The organism is Pseudomonas sp. DF11, from assembly GCF_058148565.1.
This window is the reverse complement of record NZ_JBYVYN010000015.1, coordinates 61935-82177: the sequence shown is the minus strand read 5'-3', so window position 1 is coordinate 82177 and position 20243 is coordinate 61935. Positions and strand designations below refer to the sequence as shown.

At 55.0% G+C, this 20243-nt stretch carries 6 protein-coding genes; 1 reads left to right on the top strand and 5 read right to left on the bottom strand.

Annotated elements, in window-relative coordinates:
* Positions 1-100 precede the first annotated feature (100 nt).
* The 5 genes from AC30D9_RS28375 to AC30D9_RS28355 form a co-directional block, all read right to left on the bottom strand.
* Positions 101-4906 carry an RHS repeat-associated core domain-containing protein gene (locus tag AC30D9_RS28375; protein WP_490145311.1) on the bottom strand — a complete coding sequence of 1602 codons (4806 nt, stop codon included), beginning with the start codon at positions 4904-4906 and terminating at the stop codon, positions 101-103.
* A gap of 131 nt (positions 4907-5037) precedes the next feature.
* Positions 5038-7875, bottom strand: coding sequence for a hypothetical protein (locus AC30D9_RS28370; protein ID WP_307574140.1), 2838 nt, complete (start codon positions 7873-7875; stop codon positions 5038-5040).
* Positions 7865-10378: a hypothetical protein gene (locus AC30D9_RS28365; RefSeq protein WP_490145310.1), complete on the bottom strand. Its 2514-nt coding sequence runs from the start codon at positions 10376-10378 to the stop codon at positions 7865-7867. Before AC30D9_RS28365 ends, AC30D9_RS28370 begins: the two co-directional genes overlap by 11 nt.
* A gap of 43 nt (positions 10379-10421) precedes the next feature.
* Positions 10422-12767: a hypothetical protein gene (locus AC30D9_RS28360; protein ID WP_490145309.1), complete on the bottom strand. Its 2346-nt coding sequence runs from the start codon at positions 12765-12767 to the stop codon at positions 10422-10424.
* Positions 12768-12904: 137 nt separating this feature from the next.
* Positions 12905-14353, bottom strand: coding sequence for a hypothetical protein (locus tag AC30D9_RS28355; protein ID WP_490145308.1), 1449 nt, complete (start codon positions 14351-14353; stop codon positions 12905-12907).
* A 704-nt stretch (positions 14354-15057) separates the two neighbouring features.
* Here AC30D9_RS28355 and AC30D9_RS28350 point away from each other — a divergent pair.
* On the top strand, positions 15058-20016 hold the full coding sequence (locus tag AC30D9_RS28350; protein WP_490145307.1) for an RHS repeat-associated core domain-containing protein: 4959 nt from the start codon (positions 15058-15060) through the stop codon (positions 20014-20016).
* Positions 20017-20243: the final 227 nt, after the last annotated feature.

The following is a 20243-nucleotide window of genomic DNA, read 5'->3' as shown; positions in this document are numbered from 1 at the left end:
GCCCAATGAGATCCGCAACTGGAAAGCGATAACACAGTTAATCACTTCCCAGCCTCCAAAAAATCACCAATATCATGAGACCTTCTTAGCTATACAGCTCTCACCACCTAAGACCTTTATTAGACATTTGAATATGTGCGAACGTTTGGCGAACAGGAACTCCGAACTTATGGTCCCACCCAATTAAGGCATCAGCTGTTACTATCTGGGACCCATGAGCAGTTTCACCAACTACTTTCCCCGGCTGACTACGCCTTAGAGCTTGCTTATATCCCTTAGGATCCTTCTTACGATTAAACTCTATCTGCCGCTTCCGAACTCTAGCCTTTTCAGCTGGTGTCTGAGGGCCTGCTGAGAGGCGCTTCTTTTTAACGTTTGCTTGATTACCTGGGATCGAGTCTATCATGTCCCGTGTGGGCGTATATTTGGTTGGTGGGATCGGGCGTGCAGCCTCCAGGCGTACAGGTTGAGGTTCCGCTACGGGTCGAGGTTCCGCTACGGGTTGTTTTAAGCCCTCGTGAAGAGGGTTACGTGTGAACTTATGTAGTGGCTCCCCCGTGATCTCACTAACATCTTTAGGTGTCAGGGTAAACTCCCCTTTTGATTTAAACCCAAATAACTTGCGAACAAAATCCCAAATACCGTGCCCCGTCGGATCCGTAAAATTAATCGGATCCCCGTCACAATAAGCATAAGCATTCACCCCCCCATCCCCAAACGGACTCCAACTGTCCGGACTATGAAACCTCATCAGCAACGGATTGAACGCCCGGTAACCATTGCCCAGCAAATACCACCCGGTCTCATCCCTGACTTCACCGTTATAGCCCGGATGTGAAGCCACCGGCTGGGTCGCATCGCGATACCCATAAGCGCTGTAAGCGATTTCAGTCACTTCACCGCCTTCAACCTCCCTGAGCACACTACCGCTGCCGTCACCGGCCAGTATTAAAGACTTTGGGGATGCACCTTCCTGCCGCTCGGCGAGCGTCACTCCGTCGGCCGATAGGTAAGTCCTGCTCTGGGTCGGGCTGACTGAATTGACGGGTTTCCCATCGCGATAAAACTGTTGCTCCCGGTGAGTATCGCTGCCGCTGGCCGACAACTGATCGCCGCCGTCGTAAGCGTAAAACCGGCTCGCCCCCGAATCGGGCCCACTCACTTCAACCAAACGGGACAGCAGGTCATAGGACAAGGAGCGCCCTTCTTCGTCCTTGATCAGGTTGCCGTTGGCATCGTACTCAAGTTCAATATTCGGGTAATCGGCATGGCTGTTGGTGACGCGTGTCAGTTGCACCGGGTCCGGGCCGCTGTATTCGAAACGCGCCGTATTGCTTTCCGTGGTCTGGCCCTTGATGAAGGTCGTGCGCACTTCTTCATGATTATCCAAGGCATCGAAGAAAAACATCTGCCGTGTCATGCGGTTGCCCATGGGATCCACTGGCGACTGGGGCCCTTCACAGCGGTATTCTTCGAGCCGCCCGCGAAGTTCGTATCGATAAGTCTCGTTGCGAAGCAAGGTGTCGCCCTGGCTCGCGCCCTCACTCAACTCACGCTGTACGATCTGGTCCAGGCCATTCCAGACCTGTTTCAACCATGACTTGCTGCCATTGAGATTGAACTCGCGCAATGTTTCGCGCCCCTGGGCATCGTACTCAAGATCGATGACCGCACTGCTGTTCGCGCTATCCACCGTAGCAATACGCTTCATCAAACCCTGGTCGTTATAGGTAAAGTCACTCCGGATATAGCCGTCGGTGCCCATTTGGCCAAGTTGGGTATAGGTCAACCTGCCGTTGGTTCGATCATAGTCAAACAGCTGAACCTGCTCCGTGACATCCTGGTAACGAATCAGCCGCCCGAGCCGGCTATGGACATAAACCATTTCATAGGGCTCAGCGGCATCCGTCACCGTGCGTGTTTCCGTCTTTATCTCGCCCTGGACGTCATAAGTCCGTTCCAGCTCGATATCGAGCTCCGATGAACTGAGAAGCCGGGCGTTCTGCGAATCATAGTCATAGGTGGCTTTGATCGGCGTGGGCACTGCATTCAGACGGCTGATCGTTTCTTCGCCCGCAACAGCGTTGCGGATGAGCGGTTCATCCGTCAGCTCATAGGCATATTCATAATGGATGACATCGCCGCTGGGTTGGATGACCCGATTGGCCTTGCTGTAGGTGGTGTCGTACTCATGCCGGGTGACTCGCCCACCGGTCGTCGACAGGGTGATCCGCTCCAGGCTATCGAACGCCTGTGTACCCAGTTCCGTTGCCCCCACTTTGATCGACGTCGGCAGATCGCCACGGCTGTGGCCTGCGTATTCACGAACCACCTTGTCCGTTGTCGGTAAAGTGGTTTCAAGCATGCGATCAAACACATCGTAGGTGTAGGAGGTCTTGTATCCCGCGGCGTTTTCTTCCTGGACGGTACGGCCCAGGCCGTCATACAGATAGCTATGGAGGCTGATGGAGTTTTCAGCCAGATCGAAACGTTGAACTTTCACCGGCTTTTCAAGGCGATTATTCGTCGTGACCGTCTGGCCCATGCCTTGGGTCCACTCCGTTTTGGTGAAAGCGATAGGGTCCTCCACGGTGTGTTGCGTGACGCCCGCCGGGTCGGTGCTGCTGGATTGTTGTCCCCAATCGTCAAAGGTATAAGTGGTTGTCAAAGGCAAGGGTTCGAGTTCCAGCCAGTCGATTTCCTGCTCTTCAGTCAATTGCCCCAACGCGTTGTAGGTCGCCCGATAGATGTCTCGATAAGCGCCATTGGAGAAATCGGCATCCTGCTGTTCTTCCCGGACAGCGCGGTTCAACCCATCGAACCAGGTGCGGGTCTTGATCTTCTTGACGTTTTCGACTTCCTGGAATGCCTGCCCGGTCGAGGGCTCCTGGCCATCGTCTGTCGGGCGGACGAGCCTGTAAGTGTAGGCACGCGTCGCCGCGTAGGTGGGGTCATCGGGGGCGACCGTTTCCGTCAGTACCCGCACCAAGGCGTCATAGGTCGTGCGAATCCTGATGTCCTTGTCCTGGGTCAACAAGGGTTCGCCATTGAGCAGCGAGCGTTCGGCAGAGATAACTTTGACCAGGCCGTCGTGACCGGTGAAGGTCTCGGTTGTCGCAAACACGGTTTCACCGAGCAGCATTTCGTTGGCGTTATTGATTTTATTATTTTCCGACTTGCCCTCGTCCGTCTTGATTCGGTACTCGTACCCCGTCGTCGAGACGTAATTGCGGCCCAGTCCCACCATGGTCAGCGTTTTCAGCTTCTCGAGCCCATGCAGCAACGGGTCATCAGGCGTGTCGAAATAATCGAGGTCGCTGGTCTCCAGCAGCACTTCAGTCTGGCCAACCATCTGATGCAAACTCTCCTCGGTCATGACCACCGAAACTTCGCTGATGGCACTTTTATCCAGCGCTGGCAAAGTCTTATAGCTGTACCGAGTTCGTAATGTCGGCGCACCGGCCTGCAGGTCAGGCACCAGCTCCGGATCCGTTGCCGGTATGATCGTGGTGTGTTCGACATGCCTGACAAAGCCATAGGGGTCTTTTGGGCACTTGTCGGGCACTCCACCAGCCGGGTAGTAGGAAGTGGCCTCGGCGACGCCACTGGCCTGGACGCTCAAGGTCTGGTTGCCGTGGATGTCGTACTCACTTCGCTCGACATCTTCACGCCATTTACGCGCATCGTCCGTCAACTCCCAGCGGGTAATCGCCTCTTTGGGCAACTGGCACTGGCGTGGTTGCGCATCGAAAGACAACGTATCGTCGTCATCGGCGTAATAGCGGGTTTTTTGGGTCTGCTTGTGGGTGCCCTGCAGGGTGGTTTCCGACACCAGCAAGTGGAAACGGTTGAACCGGCGGGTCACGCTGCGTACCGCGTTGGTCCCGACCATCAATGTCTCGGTGGACTCATACTCGTAGGGGTCGAGTTCCTTATAAAGGTTGTCCAGATGATCCTCCGTCCATGCGATGCCACTGCCATAGCCGAGAAAATTATGGCCGTCGGCGCCATAGGTGTACTTCACCACGATGGGACGCTGTCCTCCGCCCGGATCGGTAATATGGTCGGTCACCCTGGGTAATTTGCGTTGCTCATTGCCGGCACCGGGAAAACCATGGCCCGTATCGTTGTACATAACGGTTTCATGGGCGCCCAAGGGCGTCCAGACCTCGCGGATGCAGGTGAGGTCTTTCTCCGGGTTATATTTGAAACGCCAACCGGCATTCTCGGTGGTCGGCAAGGTAATTCGACCGACACGATCACTCTCCATGCTCAGGACCACCTCGGCCAACGGCGAACCATTGACGATCCTGAAGCCTATATTGACGGCATTGGTGATGAGATGACGGGTAACTTGCAGCAATAGACCATTGCTGTCTCGGATGGCTCTGAGCATCGGCTCTCCGGAACCGACTGTCATATATTCCAAGGTAATTTCGTGTCCTTGCGGGGAATACATTCTTACCGGCACGGCCACCTGCGGGCTGGCACCTCTGAGTTCCAATATCTCGACAAGCCCGGCCTTGTGAACGATTTTGAACTGGTCGCCAGGCAGCTGGTAAAACTGAAAGTCTTCGATTTTTTGCTCTTTCATGCGCTTACGATTGGCCACGCCTTCATAGGGGCCAGTGACTTTGAATGTCTGCCCCGAATACACCGAGACGACTTGGGTACTGGGCGTGTACTGGCTAAGGGCAAGGTTCCAACCCTTGCCGTATCCGCTATCCGTCAGATTCAAGGGGTTATAGTTAAGCGTCAATGGAACGGACGGCCCCCGCAGAGAATGACTGAACAGTTCCGGCAACGATAACGACACGGTATAAAAGCCGGTTCGTGGATCGACGCCAGTCTGGATGAAACTCATAAAGTTAAAGGCGTTGGAGTGCACAGCGGTGGACGCAGTCATGGCTAACCTCACGAACAATTCAATATAGATAGCTAATACATGCAATGCGACTGACGCCGCACTGCATGCAAGCAACTTACCGAAATCCAAGCATGCTTCGATCAACTTTCCGGACGGGCATACCGGATGACCTACATCTGTTCACTGTCATCAAAATGATCCACATATAATCGATTGCGGTCCGAAGCAGGAAAACCAATAGCAAGGCTATGTTTATTGCCTTCATCATCCGTCAAATAAACATTAATTTTTTTATTCCTTAGAGGATATAACTTCTCCCGTTGATCCTGCCGAATACCGTCGGAATGCTCACAGCGAAACAAGCCAATTCTAAACTTACCTTCAGCCAGGGAATGCCCAGGTTTCATCTCGGTCTGCACGGGAAGACCAAGGTTCTGGACCAATAGCGTTTCATAACGCATGATATTTCCATCACTCGGCTTCAACGGATCGTTATAGCCATAGCCGGTGTAACTGAACATGGTTTCATTAGGGGCAGGGCTTTCCCATTGCACGATCGACCGCAACCCTCGAACCTCCGCCCTCAGGAAATCGACACCGACTTGACCTTCCCGCAGATAAGTCAGCGCCCAATAATCCGTCGTCTTCAAGTACCAGTCGAAGTCATAATCACTGTCTGGATCACTCCCGCCACCTCCATCAATACGCTGACGTGTCAATTTATAGTGATCAATGTGGGGGCTTGGCGGAGGGACGGGGGTAAACTGAATAATCCCGTCTGGATTTCCCGGTGTCGGCTCAACGTCCGAGCGCCAGGGATGTCCCAACTCATCCTCAAACAGCGCATAAAATTGGGTGGCCTTGGTGGCGCGAGTCACCATGAATACATCGACCCTACTGGGTAGCGATGCACGGTCGTCAGGTTCCGGTTGTGTTTCGCGCGGAGCCGAACCCGGGTACGGTTTAAAACGGTTGAAATCCCTCGTCTGCGCCCACCTCCGTTCGGCTTCCGGCGAGCCCTCATCTTCAATACCCTCTTGCAGGGCCGGCACCTCAGGTACAAGTTGGTTTGATCCGACGTAGACCATCCTCAATGAATCTTCTTCCGCCTGGGTCAGCCTCGCGTCGCCAATGGTCTGGATAACCGCTTGCAATGACACCTGTTGAAACCCGTTGGCGAACAATTGGTCGGAACGCAATGACACCAACTTAAAGCTCGTGAGGCCCGACCACCTGGCTTCCTCAATGTGGGATGCCAGTTTTATGATGCTGTAACCCGCATAGACGAGCATGCCCGAGGCAGAAATTTCGCACCTGACGATGTCGTAGGGCCGACGAGGCGTCGCCGGGGCGGTGTAGACACCATCATTACTGACAGTCCCGTCTCCAATCACCCGCCAGGTGCGCTCAATAGTCGCCGGGGCGCCTGACTTCTCGGTTAACGTCACGGTCGCCGAGCGCCCCACATTGACAGAATACCGTGGCTCTATTTCCAGCGTAGGTGCAGCCCTCGTCAGCACCACCGCTGCCTCAACCGTCTCGCCCGTGTCATCCTCGACGGTAATAGTGTCCACGACGGTGAATTCAGGCAGGGCAAGCAATACGGCGGCCGACGGCGGTGTATAGATGGCAGTATTACCGGTTGCGGAGAGTCTTCCATACGTGGGTTGTTTCCAGGTCAACGTCGCCCCCTTCAGCGCTGTTGCGACGAAGGTCACGGTATTCGTTTCCCCCTCGATGCGTGCTACGACCCCCGGCGAAATCGTCATCGATTGGGTCGTGACCAGCAACAACGCCTGGACTTTATGCTTTAGCTTTGTCTGCGGATCGACGTAGGAGGCCGTGACGATATTGCGCACCAGCTCCCGGCCCAAATCGGCAGCCGCGACGGGCTGGTAAAGCCCGGAGGTCGGGTTGATCGAACCCGCCGATGTGTTCGAGTTGAGACTCCTGACGCTCCAGCTGACATCCATCGCGACGCCATTAAGATAAGCCTTGAATTCAACCGGCTCGCCACCAGCCTTCATTACGTGAACCCCAGGCTCGATGATCAGCGACGTGCTGGAGGGGGCCAGGCTGCCGAATATCACCAGGTCGGCAGGTTCACGGCGAGTATGTTCCACAAAGGTATTTTTTTGTCCGGGAAACAACAGACTGTGGATCAGCTCTAATTTGTCGTCGTCGGATCGATCGACATATTCCTGAGCCAGTACGATGGTGGCCGAATAGTCCTGGTCGCTGTCATCGGGAATCAGGTAGGGGAAACGTTCCGGGGACGGAATATCCCCGCCATGGGCGCTGCCTCGCAGTTTGACCATGACCACCACAGCGCCGTCGGCTGCATTCTTCGCCCCGGCCACTGCAGCCCCGGGCGCCCGCTGGGTCAGGACAATGAAGTTCGTCGGGGTTAAATCACTGCCCCCCTTCAGATTGAGGATACCCAGCACATAAACCTGCTTCTCGGGCGGCAAGGCCTTGAACCGCTGGTCAAAGTACTCACCGAGCTTGGCCTGGCTGTCGCGTGGCCCCACCAGGTTGCAGGAAAATCGGGTGCCCTTGGACAAATCCAGCGTCACCCTGCCCAGGCGATCGACCACACCCACCACCAACGAAAGGTCCAACTCCACGGTCAATGTGTAGCCATGTGCCTCGGTAATGTCGAACTCATACAACAAGCCAACGGTCTTGTCATGAACGCTGAAGTTCCCACCGAGAATACTCAAGGTCAGCTTGGCCCGGGATGTATCCAGCCGTGCAGGTTCGAACGACAGCAGCGGCTTACCCAGCAGGATATTTTTCATGACCCCATATTCGGTTGCTGGGGTATTGAGGTCCATCGTGCCAGAGAAGGTCGGCAAATAGTTGGAGCCATCGTATTTATCCAGCCATTGCTGCTGGAGTACCCGATTAAGCCGCTCACGGTTGAAGACACATACAGCACCCCAACCCCAGGTAATCGAGCCTTCTTTCATTTTTTCAACAATATCGGCAATGGAGTTAGTGGCCATTTTGAGCGTCCTCAGCAAGTGAAGCGATATGGTCCAGATACTCTTTGGCCTTTTCGCGGACGTCAGAGTCCTGGCTGAACTGTTCAACTTTTTCGTAGACGTCTTCCAGCAAACCGTTCAGGTCATCAAGAGCGGTAGTTTGTGGGATTTCAGGTGGAGGCTTCGCCGGAAGGGGAGCGAGTGGGAAGGAAAGAATAGTGAAGCCGGAAAATTGCACCCAACCCAGATCAACCATCGAAGTGATCAGAGCGAACTGACTGTTGGTTGTTTGTCTGACGGTAAAAATCCCGCTATCTGAATCAATGTCCCCAGCGTCTTCGGGTATACATTGCCAAATAACCGGTTCTGTTGGGGTGGCGCCACTGATCAAGGGGAGCAGCCGTACTTGATTTGCCGACACCCCGTCAAAACTGGTGTCTATAACCATTGAAATATAATGCCTAACGACAATCAGGGTTGTTTGCTCCACATTTGTCGCCGTGTTTTTAACAATGACTTTATCTATCGTGAAGGCCGGGGCGGGCGCTAACAGCTTCGGCGGAGCGTAGTATGTATTTTCCCCATTTTCATTAGCCGTTTCGTTAATACGACCGTCGCCCTCGACACGCCATCTCAAGGCCCCACTCGTGCTATGGGCCGAAAGCATGCGACTTTCTTCGGGTTCCCCAGCTTTAGAGCCATTACAAACCTCGATCAGCGGATTCAATGTGATTGCCCTGGCCACCACCGTCACCAGTGCCTTGCTTATATGGGGGGGATTGTTGCCGATACGCGCGGTGGCGACTATCTTGACCCGCTTATAGGTCCCATGGATATCCGCCAATGAAGGGGCGGTATATTCACCTGAAGTGGGATGTATGCGTCCGACTCCCACAGTATTGCCCTCAAGGTCCTCGACACTCCAGGTCACCCCTGGCACCGAAGGCTCTGCCTTGAACGTATGGGTCCCATCGTAAGTCAACATGTGCTCTACAGGTTCGATGGAAAACGTGGTCAGGCGAGGACTGATGGAGCCGAATAGCGCCATTTCCCCGGTAAGGTGCAAAGACTTGAGCTGTACGGCATCCTCGCTGTTGAAAAAAAGCGTGTGTAGAACGAATACATCGATATCCTCAAGCCCGTTGAATAGTGTCATCGACACATTAGCGACGTTTTCACCTATCCGATCCTTGAAAACATCAGACTTCATAAAGCTTCGCACATCCTCCGGGAAGGCCTCGAGCCCGGCGTCGGACACATTCAAATACGTGCGGTACTCCTTCATTCTAACCTGAAGCCGACGCGAGGTTGAGTCGATCGAAAAGTTATAGGTCGCACTAAAGCCAAGCCCCATGGAAAACGTTTGTTCACCGTTCAGATAAAATTTCATCTGACCGAACACATCATCGCCTCCCATGCCCACTTCAAAATAGGGCTCACCACTACCAGAGTAGTAAAGCGTCATCGTGAGCAACTTATTAGCATTTATATAAATTGGAATCTTATAACCGAAAAAGGTCAAGTACCTGCTGCCCACGATGGCTTGAAATTGCGGAATTTCCAAATAGCCTTCGGTACCTGCTTTAACTTTTATTCTATTAGTGAAAAGGCTGTTATCTTTCTCGCCCACAAACTCAGCGGTTGGTGAGTTAAACGCCCGCGCCGTACCTTTACCTATAATGCCGTGCATGAAGAAGTGACTGCCAAATATCATCATTGCATCAAGATCGGGTCGGTCACTGGGCAAGGGATACAACCAATCATCGCCTGGAGTACCACCCCGTATTTCGTCATCCATGGCGATGCGCACTTCAACGGCGCCGCTGCCAAAGTTCGCGGCTCCACGTGTAGCGGCGCCTTCTTCCATAATGGTGCGCAGCTTGAACGTCTGGGGTTTCATGAACGCCTGGGTGGTGGTCGCCAACATCCCCAGGAAAAATGTCCGCTTTACCGGGTCGGCCTCCCGGAATTTACGCTTGAAGAAAGCCCCAGCCATGCGGCGCTCATGCTCGACCCGGTCGCCCTTCACTTCCCAGATGTAACGTTGGGAACGAGGATCGCCCAAGTCCAGCACCACCTGGCCATCCTTCTGGACGGTGCCCTGGATATCTTTCAGTTCTACCCTGTTACCCACCAATGTCGGATGATCCAGCGGGTCGTAAGAGCTGATTTTATTGATCTGAGCGAAGCCGAGCACGTCATCCATCGTTATATTTTTACCCCCGAGAATGGCCATGCTCATATTGGCTTCAGCCGAATCCAGGTCGGGGTTGTTCTCGAAGCTCAAACGTGGCGCATCGGTGACGTAGTCAATCAACCAAGTCCACGTCTTGTCTGTTGAACCATAGGGTTCACTGATAGGAGGCATCACCGAATGTTTGTCATGTTTTTCGATATATTCCTGCAGCAGTAACTGGTTGCATTTGCCTCGATCGTAAGCCACCAGCGCGCTCCAGTCAGTGGTACGCGGTTTGATGGCGGCCCATTCCAGATATTGGGCAAGGGTTCTTCGCGGTGCGGCCATGATGTGTATCCTCTTCTCAGGACATGAAAGGACTTGCCGATCGTCACGAATGAATAGGCAAGTTATCCGTACACGTTGTGTCAGTGCAGGTAGTTGAAGAGCGCTTTGTTCGATTGGACAAAACTTCTGGGGCGGGCTTGGGCGCAAGGGGGGCGAGCGGTAAAGGAAGAATGGTGAAACCGTCGGCCTGAAGCCAGCCTAAATCAATCCGCACGGTGATGAGTACAAATTGACTGCTGGTCGTTTGATTGGCAGTGAATAAACCCGTGTCTTGATCAATCGTCCCGGCAACTTCGGGTATACATCCCCACATTGGTGGCTCTGGTGGAGTGCCGCCGCTTAGTTTGCAAGTCAACTTCACTCGATTGGCGGGCATGTCCTCAAAATCGGTGTATATAACGACGGCCGAAACAAAATGTTTGAGTACCATCAAGGTTGTTTGCTCTTGATGGGTGGTTGTATGGGTAACGATTATTTTATCTAGCGTAAATGAGGGCCCGGGCGCTGCGTGCTTCAGCGGCGCGTAGTATGTATTCTCGCCATTTTCATCAGCGGTTTCGTTAATACGACCGCCGCCCTCGACACGCCATCTCAAGGCCCCCCCCATGCAATGGGCCGAAAGCGTACGACTTTCTGCTGGTTTCCCAGATTCGGAGCCATTACAAACCTCTATCAGCGGATTGAGCGTGATCGCCCTGGCCACTACCGTGATCAGCGCCCTGCTGATATGGCGGTTGCCGGGTCCGGTCGCAGTAACTTTTATCCGCTTATAAGTGCCTGGGATCTGTGCCAGGGACGGGGCGATATAAGCACCGGTGTCGGCATTCATTTGCCCCGCACCCGCAGCGTTACCCTCGAGATCTTCCACCGTCCACTTGACCCTTGAGGTGGCGGGCAGTGTTCTAAACTGGTGAGCTTGTCCGTGGCTCAACAGAACTTCCACTGGATCAATGACAAATGTGCCCGCGCCAGGGCCAATAGAGCCGAACAGCAGCATTTCACCCGTCAGATCGGCGGTCTTGAGTTGTATGGCATTCTCGGCATTGAATAAGAGCGTATTCAGCGTGAATACATCGATCTCTTCGAGGCCGTTGAATATCTGCATCGCTGTGAGGGCGACAAGATTGCCCAGCCCTGTTCGGAAGGCAGACGTGTCCATGTAGGAAAGCACGTCAAGTGGCAAGAGCAAGTTCGGAGCGTAACGTACGAACGAATTGAATGAGCCCAGTTTCACCTTTAAACGATGCGACGCTTGATCCAGTGAAAATCGATAAGTGGCGCTCAAACCAAGGCCCATTAAACAATGGAATGGCACGCCATTCACGGTGCAGACCATCAGCCGTCTTACATCTTGAGAGCCCATGCCCACACCCAGCGATAGCGAGCCATCCGCGTCCCGGAAAAGTGTCATGGTGAGCCGATGATCAGCACTGAGATGAATGGGAAGTTTATAGTTGTGGAACGTCAGTTTTTTTGTGCCAATCAATGCCTCGAACGGTGGAATTTCCAGGTACCCTTCAGTTCCATACTTGACGCCAAGCCATTCGACGAATCCTCTGGAATCCGTTCGACTTTCAAATTGGGCATTGGGCGCATTGAATGCCCTGGCCGTGCCTTTACCAATAATCCCATGCATGAAGAAGCGGGAGCCGAACATCATCATTGCATTGAGATCCACTCGGTCACTCGGCAGGGGGTATACCCAGTCTTCCCCTGGCTCCCCACCTCGGAGGTCATCATCCAAGGCGATGCGCATTTCAATGGCGCCATTGCCGAAGTTCGAAGCCCCACGAGAAGCCGCGCCTTCTTCCATGATGGTGCGTAGCCGGAAAGATTGAGGCTTCATGAAGGCTTGGCTGGTCTGTGCCAGCGTCCCCAGGGTAAATGTCCGCCGAACCCGGTCAGCCTCCCTGAACTTACGCTTGAAGAAGGCGCCGGCCGCCAGGCACTCATGTTCTGACTCATCGCCAGAAACTTGCCAGTGATGGCCCTGGTAATCAGGATCGCCCAAATCCAGCAACACCTCGCCGTCTTCGGTGATCCCGCCCTGAATGTCTTTGAGCTGTACCCGTTCGACCTCCAATGTTGGATGGTCCAAAGGGTCGAAGGAGCTGATTCTATTGACTTGAGCGAAGCCGCCCGCGTCGTTCAGCGCTATGTTCTTGCCTCCGACAATGGCCATGCGCATGTTGACTTCGGCCTTCTGGCTGTTCGGATCATTTTCGAAACTCAGGCGTGGCGCATCAGTGACGTAATCGAGCAACCAGTGCCAGGTGAACTCCGATGAGCCATAGGTTTCATTGATGGGGGGCATCGTCGAGTGTTTGTCGTGTTTCTCGATGTATTCCTGCAACAGCATCTGGTTACATTTATTTCGGTCATAAGCCACCAGCGCACTCCACCCACTGGTCCGTGGTTTGAGTGCGGCCCATTGCAAATACTCTGCAAACGTTTTCCGGGGCGCGGCCATGGTACTTATTCTCTTCTCGGGAAATGGAGTGGCTGCCATCCACTTAAAGTTGAGGGTCAATCCGCCAATACAAAACCGGCAGGTAGATAGGCTGTTTCCGCACCTTGCTCATAGGTAATAGTGACTTGCACATTGATGCTGCCACGTTTCAAAGGCTGAAACGCCGCAGGTAAAACAGCCTTTGCAATTAACCTGGCCGTAACGTCCGTATCCTTGACAACATAGTTTTCAAGAATGAAGACCGATACGGGAGAATCACTGTTGTTCTTCCCATTAATGACCGCATTGACGATCTGGTCTTCACGCATATACGGCCAGGCATGCAGGGTGAACAACTCGCCAACCGGGGTAATTCGGCTGACATAGATGGTCCCGTTGTTTTGCTGGGCCTGGGCGGACTGAATGGTCTGGTAACGATACTTGTCGATGGGCAATACGCGGACAATGAACACTTGCGACGGCACCGGCGCCGGTTCTCCCTGCTGCATCACGGTGTAGTAAACCCGAACCGCCTTATCCAGGTTCGCAGGAATGTGTTGTGGGGGAATGTTGTACGTACGCCCCCCAGGGGTCACGGGCGCCAAGGCAACATGTTTGCCACTGGTACCGTAGCCGTCCCAATACACTTTGACTTCGTCATCGGGCCCATAGTTGGCTTGCGGGTCAATATCAATGGTCACGCCGGAGGCGCTTAAGCTCAGGACATCCAAGACGCCCTCACCCGGTACCGGATCCTCCGGATCGGGTCGGGCGTTCTGAACGATGACCATCGGCAGATTTAAAGGTGTGCGCACGTTGACCTGATAGGGTGTAGCCGCGAGCGCCGCACCGACCCTGGCGTATTCGTAGCGTAAGTCGATCCCGGCGCCCTGGCTGACGCTGACCCATTCGGCATCGAGCATGAATTCAAAAAAGCCTTTGTCCAGGGTCGATGCGTCGACCCTGGCCCGCAAAACGATCGGCGCCACGCCCGTGGCGGATGAAACGGCATGGCAGAGGAGGTCATCACCGTCGCTCATGCCGGGATAACCCTCGATGCGCAACGGCAAGCCATCGGGAAACAACAGAGGGTTGATCGTGCCGCCCTCGTGTCCGACGATCGTCAACTCCGGCAACATCGCCGAGCTCGGGGCCAGGAGTTGAAAGGTTTGCCGAGCGGAGAAGGTGACGGCCTGCTCGGTGCCGATGTATTGGATACCGTAGTGCAATTCAATGGAGCCATCCTCGACCCGCATCAGGTCGGAGCGGTTGAGAAACAGGCCCAGGGGTTTGCCCGGCTGCCCCTCCTGGATAACGCTCGGATAGGCCAGCGCCGGGAGATATTCGCTGCCGTCAGGGTAAAACCTGCGGCAATGCAAAGTGACCGTATCGCCCACCGCCATCGCCTGGTACGGCACCATCCACGGGGTGATGATCAACTCCGCCTTCTCCAGGTCCAGATGAAGGTCATGGGACTCTCTGATCTGCACCACCGGCAGTGGATTGGGCTGCGTCCGAATCGTCATGCTCCGGGTTCCTTATGCTTTAAAAATACTTAATGAAGTTTTTTCAGCGATGCAAAGGACAGCTACTGGGCTCCTGTCTTTAAGATTTACGCCTGAACGAGCGGCTTTGGAACTATCAGAAGTGTTAGGTTTACGCGGAAAAATTTTCGGTTATATTTTATGCGAACCGCACCCTCTAAAAGCTGAGATCAGAATATGAACACTTTCAGAAAGAGCTTTACCCTTCTTTTATTTAGTCTAATAGGTTCCCATTGCATAATCACCGCAAGCAATGCCGCAGGATACATTATGGTTCGTGAAGGTGATGGCGTCCGAGAGTGCAGCATCCCAGCTATTCCAGGGGAGTATTATGTTGGAAACTATGGATGCACAAATGATCAGGCATATACCGTTCGCTTCGTTAACGTACCGTCCGCACTCCACATCACTTTTTTGGATGATAGGTGGCCTCATGGAGGTAACTGCAGATGGAACGATAGTTGGGAAATAGAAGTTCGCACGACAAAAGACCCGACCACCACCCCCGCTGACAGCTACATATCTCTCGCTGTAATGTACTCAGCACCTTTGAACTCGGTCATTGCACCTGGCGTATTGAAGATCAGGCATCGCGCAGGCGACAGCCAGATCAATGGACATCTTAGCTGCGTATCTGTCAGCGAAGGACAATGAAATATTAATATTACGCTTCAAGAGACATTAATATGGCCACCACCACCGCCGTCCACTCCAACGCCTTCAACTTCCTAAGTTTCGTCCAATCCGGAGTCGACGCGCGCACGGGCCAATACACGGTTTCCTTATCTCTACCAGAAGTCAAAACCTGCGAACTCAGCGGCCCGGTGGTGCCCCTGACACTCAACTTCAACCCCCTCAACACCGTCGACGCTGGTTTTGGCCTGGGTTGGGAAATGGGCCTGACGCAATATGCGTCCGACACCCAGATCATCTCGTTGCATTCAGGCGAAACGTTCAGGGTGACGGGGCCCTACCCCGGTTTTACCCATCGCCTGCGGATGAAAGAGCAGAAAATAGAAAACTTCCATTTATTCACCCTGCCCGATAACGATAACCGATTCAAGGTCGTGCACAAATCCGGGCTTGTAGAAGTGCTCGAATTGAAGGGGGCCTCGCCACAAGTGGCCGTGCCGGTAAAAATGTATTCCCCGCAAGGCCATGAGGTCAGCCTTGAGTACATTACCGCCCCCAGTGGCCAACCGATGCTCAGTGCCCTTCTCGACAGCACCGGGGCATTGCTGCGGATCACCCGCGATACGGCCGCGCATACCGTCACGTTTGCCATGGGCCTCACCAATGGGATCCCTTCGGCGCAAGTGGTGCTGAACCTGATAAATGATCACGTCGAACGCATCACCCTGCCGACCACCGAAGGCGCCGGCTGGCGCTTCGAATACCAGACGGAAAAAACCCTGAGCTGCATCAGCGCGGTCTGGACGCCTTTGGGTGCCCATGAAACCATCCTGTACAACGACGAGGGCCATGGTTTCCCCGGCCGGGATACCCAACGCAAATTGCCCAGGGTGACCCGCCACACCACCGACCCGGGCGGCGATAATCCGCCCATTGTCGTGGCATACAGCTACGGGGCCGATAGCCATAATTTCCTCGGCTATGGCAGCGCCATCAACTGGGATGACGACGGCCTGGACAACCTGTTCAAAGTCCTCGAACCCTACACCTACACCACCACCGAAAGCCTGATGAGCGGGACCGAGACGGTGCGCAGCATCACCCGCACGTTCAACCGCTTCCACTTGCAGACCCAGGAAGTCATCGCCCAGGGCAACCACCAGAAAACCATACGCACCCGTTATTACGCCGATGATGACGACAAGCTGTCCTTCGACAACCAGCCACGGCAATGCCAGTTGCCAAGAAAAATGTCGACGTTATGGTCGATCAGTGATGACCCACGGTTCTGGCGCCTGGACACGGAAATCAACGAATACGACATCCATGGCAACCAAACGCTGCGCATCGAACCCAGCGGCCTTACCGAGTCAATCAGCTACTACCCTGCCGACGGTGTCGCAGGCTTTTGCCCGGCAGACCCGTACGGTTTCGTGCGGCATGTCCGCGAGAAAACGGTAACGCCGTCAAGCGACCCCGAGCGTGTCCCGGACCTCGAACCCGGCGCGTCGGCCAAGCGCACCCGGTTTCGCTATCAGACGTTGCCGGCCATCAGCGGCAGCGCGATCACGCTGCCCTGGCTGTGCGTGGTGGAGGAGCGCCTGTATGAGTTGACCGACGAGACGGAGCGACAACTTTCACTCACTGTCTTCGACTACATCAACACCCCCAGCACCCCATTGACCCACGGCCGGCGCGCTCGGCAAGCCATGACCATGGGCGATGACACGGGGCCGACTTCGGTCATCGATTACAGCTACACGAAAAATCCCACCAACCAATCCTTGCGCACCGTGCAGCAGTTCTCGTCGGATGTCGACAATGCCGCACGCACGGTGGTCGACGAGCGCTCGATGCTCAACGGCGAGCCCTTGCTGGTCACTGAAAACGGCATTGAGCACAGCTACCGTTACGACGCCTTGAACCGGGTGCTGAGCGAAACCCAGGCGCCCAACAGCGACTATCCGGCAACTCGTCGCTACAGCTACCGCCTGATACGCCCGGCCGATGCAGGACAGAACCCGATCACCACCCAGGCCTACCAGCAAATGGAGGACGTCAAGGGGGTCAGGGTGCGCACGCACTTTGACGGCTTGAGCCGGGCTGTGCGTGAGGAGATGGAAGACCTCGACCACTCCGGCGGCAGTTATCGCGATATCTACAGCGCGAAGTACAACGCCAAGGGCTTTTTGGTCGAGGAAACCGAAATCGACTGGCTGGAGGCCGTCGACCTTCGCTTGACGACGTCCTACACCTACGACCTGTGGGGCCTCCAGGACAGCGTCACCCGGCCCGATGGGGTGAAACAGTGGACCCTCAACAACCCGATTGCCTTTGCCACCGAAGAGTGGGTCGACGGCACTGCACGCACCCGAACCGTCACCAATCGTTTCGAAAAAACCGTCAGCGTCGAACGGATCGGTGTGGACGGGCAGCGCATCAGCCAGATCTCGTTCAAGTACGATGGCTTGGGCAATTGCACGCGAGAGGTCGACGCGCTCGGCCAGGTCACCCGCTATCGCTACGATGCGTTCGCCCGCCTGCTCAGTACCACACTGCCTGACCTGAGCACCGTCCGTCACACTTACGCCGAGCACAGCCAGGCCGAACTGCGCACCTCCATCGAAGTGGAGCCGGGCAACACCCACTTGCCCACTCGCCGCCTCGGCGAACAACGGTTCGACGGCCTGGATCGGCTGACAGGTTTGAAGGTGGGCCCTAGGGACGAACAACTGGTGTACGAAGCCGGCCATTTCCAACCCAAACATCGGATCACCCCGGCCGGCAACCAGATCGACTATCAATACAAGCACGGCCTGAGTGAACAGCCGACCGTCGTCACCGCCCCCGATGATGAGTCCACTTTCGAAGTCGACCTGCTGGACGCCCGGCTCGACAGCTCGAAAAACAGCCAGGGCGAATATCATTTTTCCTATGATGAAGCCGGCCGCCTGATCGCCGAGAGCTGGAAGGACATCGTCGACAACAAAACCTACACCACCCGCTACAAGACCTCGCTCAAAGGTCGACGCCTGAGCCGCACCGACATTGGCAACCATCAGACCCTCATGGATTACGACCGACGCAATGGACGGCTGCTCAGCATGGAACAAGGGCAATTGCACGCAGCCTTCGATTACGATGCGATCGGTCGCGTGTTCCGCACCACCACCAAAGACAAGACGACCAACAACACGCTGACCACCACCCTGGAGTTCGACGAAGTGGGGCGCGAAACCTTACGCACCCTGGTGATGCTGGACGCGCAAGGCCGCCCCATCGAAGCCGAGCGCTCCATCGAACTGACGTACCTGGCCGACAGCAACGTAAAGACCCGACACCTGAGGGTCGACGGCGCCAGCGCCCTGCTGGAAACCTACAGCTACGACCTGCGCGGTCGCCTGGAGCGCTATCGGTGTTCGGGCAGCGACTTGCCCAAGGACCGTTTTGGCAACGCCATCGTCAGCCAATACTTCGAGTTCGATACGCTGGACAACATCATCTATACACGAACGGTGTTCAACGATGGCAGCCTGGACATCGCGCACTTCACCTTTGCCGACGATGACCCTTGCCAACTACTCGGCGCCAACCACAGCCATCCGGACTATCAACACCTGGAACGCCGTTTCAGCTATGACCTCGACGGTAACCTTGAGCACGACGAGACCGGTCAGCGGCTGAGCTACGACAGCCAGGGCCGCCTGGTGGCCGTCATGACCCCGGCGGGGCAACCCGTGACAGCATACCGCTATGATCCCCATGACAATTTGCAAGCAGTCCTGCCGCAAGGCGACACTCAAACCCTGCGCTTTTATCAGGGAACGCGGATCACCGACACCTGGCATGACGATCAACACATTCAGTTTCTCTACCATGAAGGCCAACCCCTAGGACAGCAGAATCCCAGCGACACCGGGCAGACATTGTTGCTGCTGACCGACGCCAAGCACTCGGTCATCGCCGAGAACCAGGGCAGCGCAGTGCGCGACGTGGTGTATGGCGCGTATGGCGAACGTGATGAGAACAATGGCCTGGAAAGCTTGCTGGCCTTCAACGGCGAGGCGGTTGAAAGCACCGGCTGGTATTTGCTGGGTAATGGCTACCGAGCCTATAACCCGAGCCTGATGCGCTTCCACAGCCCGGACTCCATGAGCCCCTTCGGCGCTGGCGGTCTCAATGGCTATATGTATTGTGCCGGCAACCCGATTGCTTTCAGCGACCCGACCGGGCATCGGACACAAAGTCTCGTCAACAACTATGCCTTCCAGGGAGGATTGTTCGGGGCCTCGATACTCTTGGGAATTCTATTGTCAATTGCAACGGCTAACGCTGGGCCGCTTATTGCATTCGTGGCTGAGGCAGTAGGTACCACAAGCGCGGCGGTGGCCAACACCTTTAATACGGTGGCAACTGTCGTAACCTGGGGCTCGATGGCGACAGCAGGGGGGACGGAATTTGCGAGGACGTTTGTTCCGGATGAACAAGCCAATGACACATTGGGGTGGCTCGGGGCAGGGCTCATTTTGATTACGTTGCCGAAGGTGAAGGTACCGAAGGTGCAGCAACCGTCCAATTGGATCCTGAAAGCCCGAGAACCAATACCAATGAAGAAACAGTTGCTCTGGAAAGAAAGAAGATTCCTCGATCCAGAATTCCGGCTATCCCAACGTGCCGATGACCCCGCTTCGCTCCCCACCCGCAAGAATCCAAGCCCGGAAGGCTCTTTGAGGAGAGCAGGAAAAGAGCCGCCATTGTCTAGACGGTCGAGCGAAGTTTCAAACTCTGGCAATGGCACAGAACTCGGTATCGATAGCACGGCTAAAAGTTCGGTCGAATCAGGGCAGGTAGCCCCTCCAGCTCCGGTCGAACGTGCTCGTGTTCGCCTTCACGAACTATTAGCGAGTGACAAGAAAAAGCTGACGGATAATATTGTAGAAGAGGGTCAACTTTATTATCAGCACAGACAAGCTGGAGATCCGCGAATACCACCCTGGACTAAGCCTGTCTAAATGAAACCAGGCAACCTTCTGTTGCCTCGGCGCTCCACAAAAAAGCACCAGTAAACAAGCACCCACCACTCCCTCAAGTATCAAGAAGGCTGGTCAGGTTCATTGTGGCGTACACTCGCCTGATGTCAGTCAGGAAACTGTGGGAGCCAAGCTTGCTCGCGATAGCAGTCTTTCTGTGCCGCTGATGTTGGATGTGCCGACATCATCGCAAGCTTGCTCCCACAGGG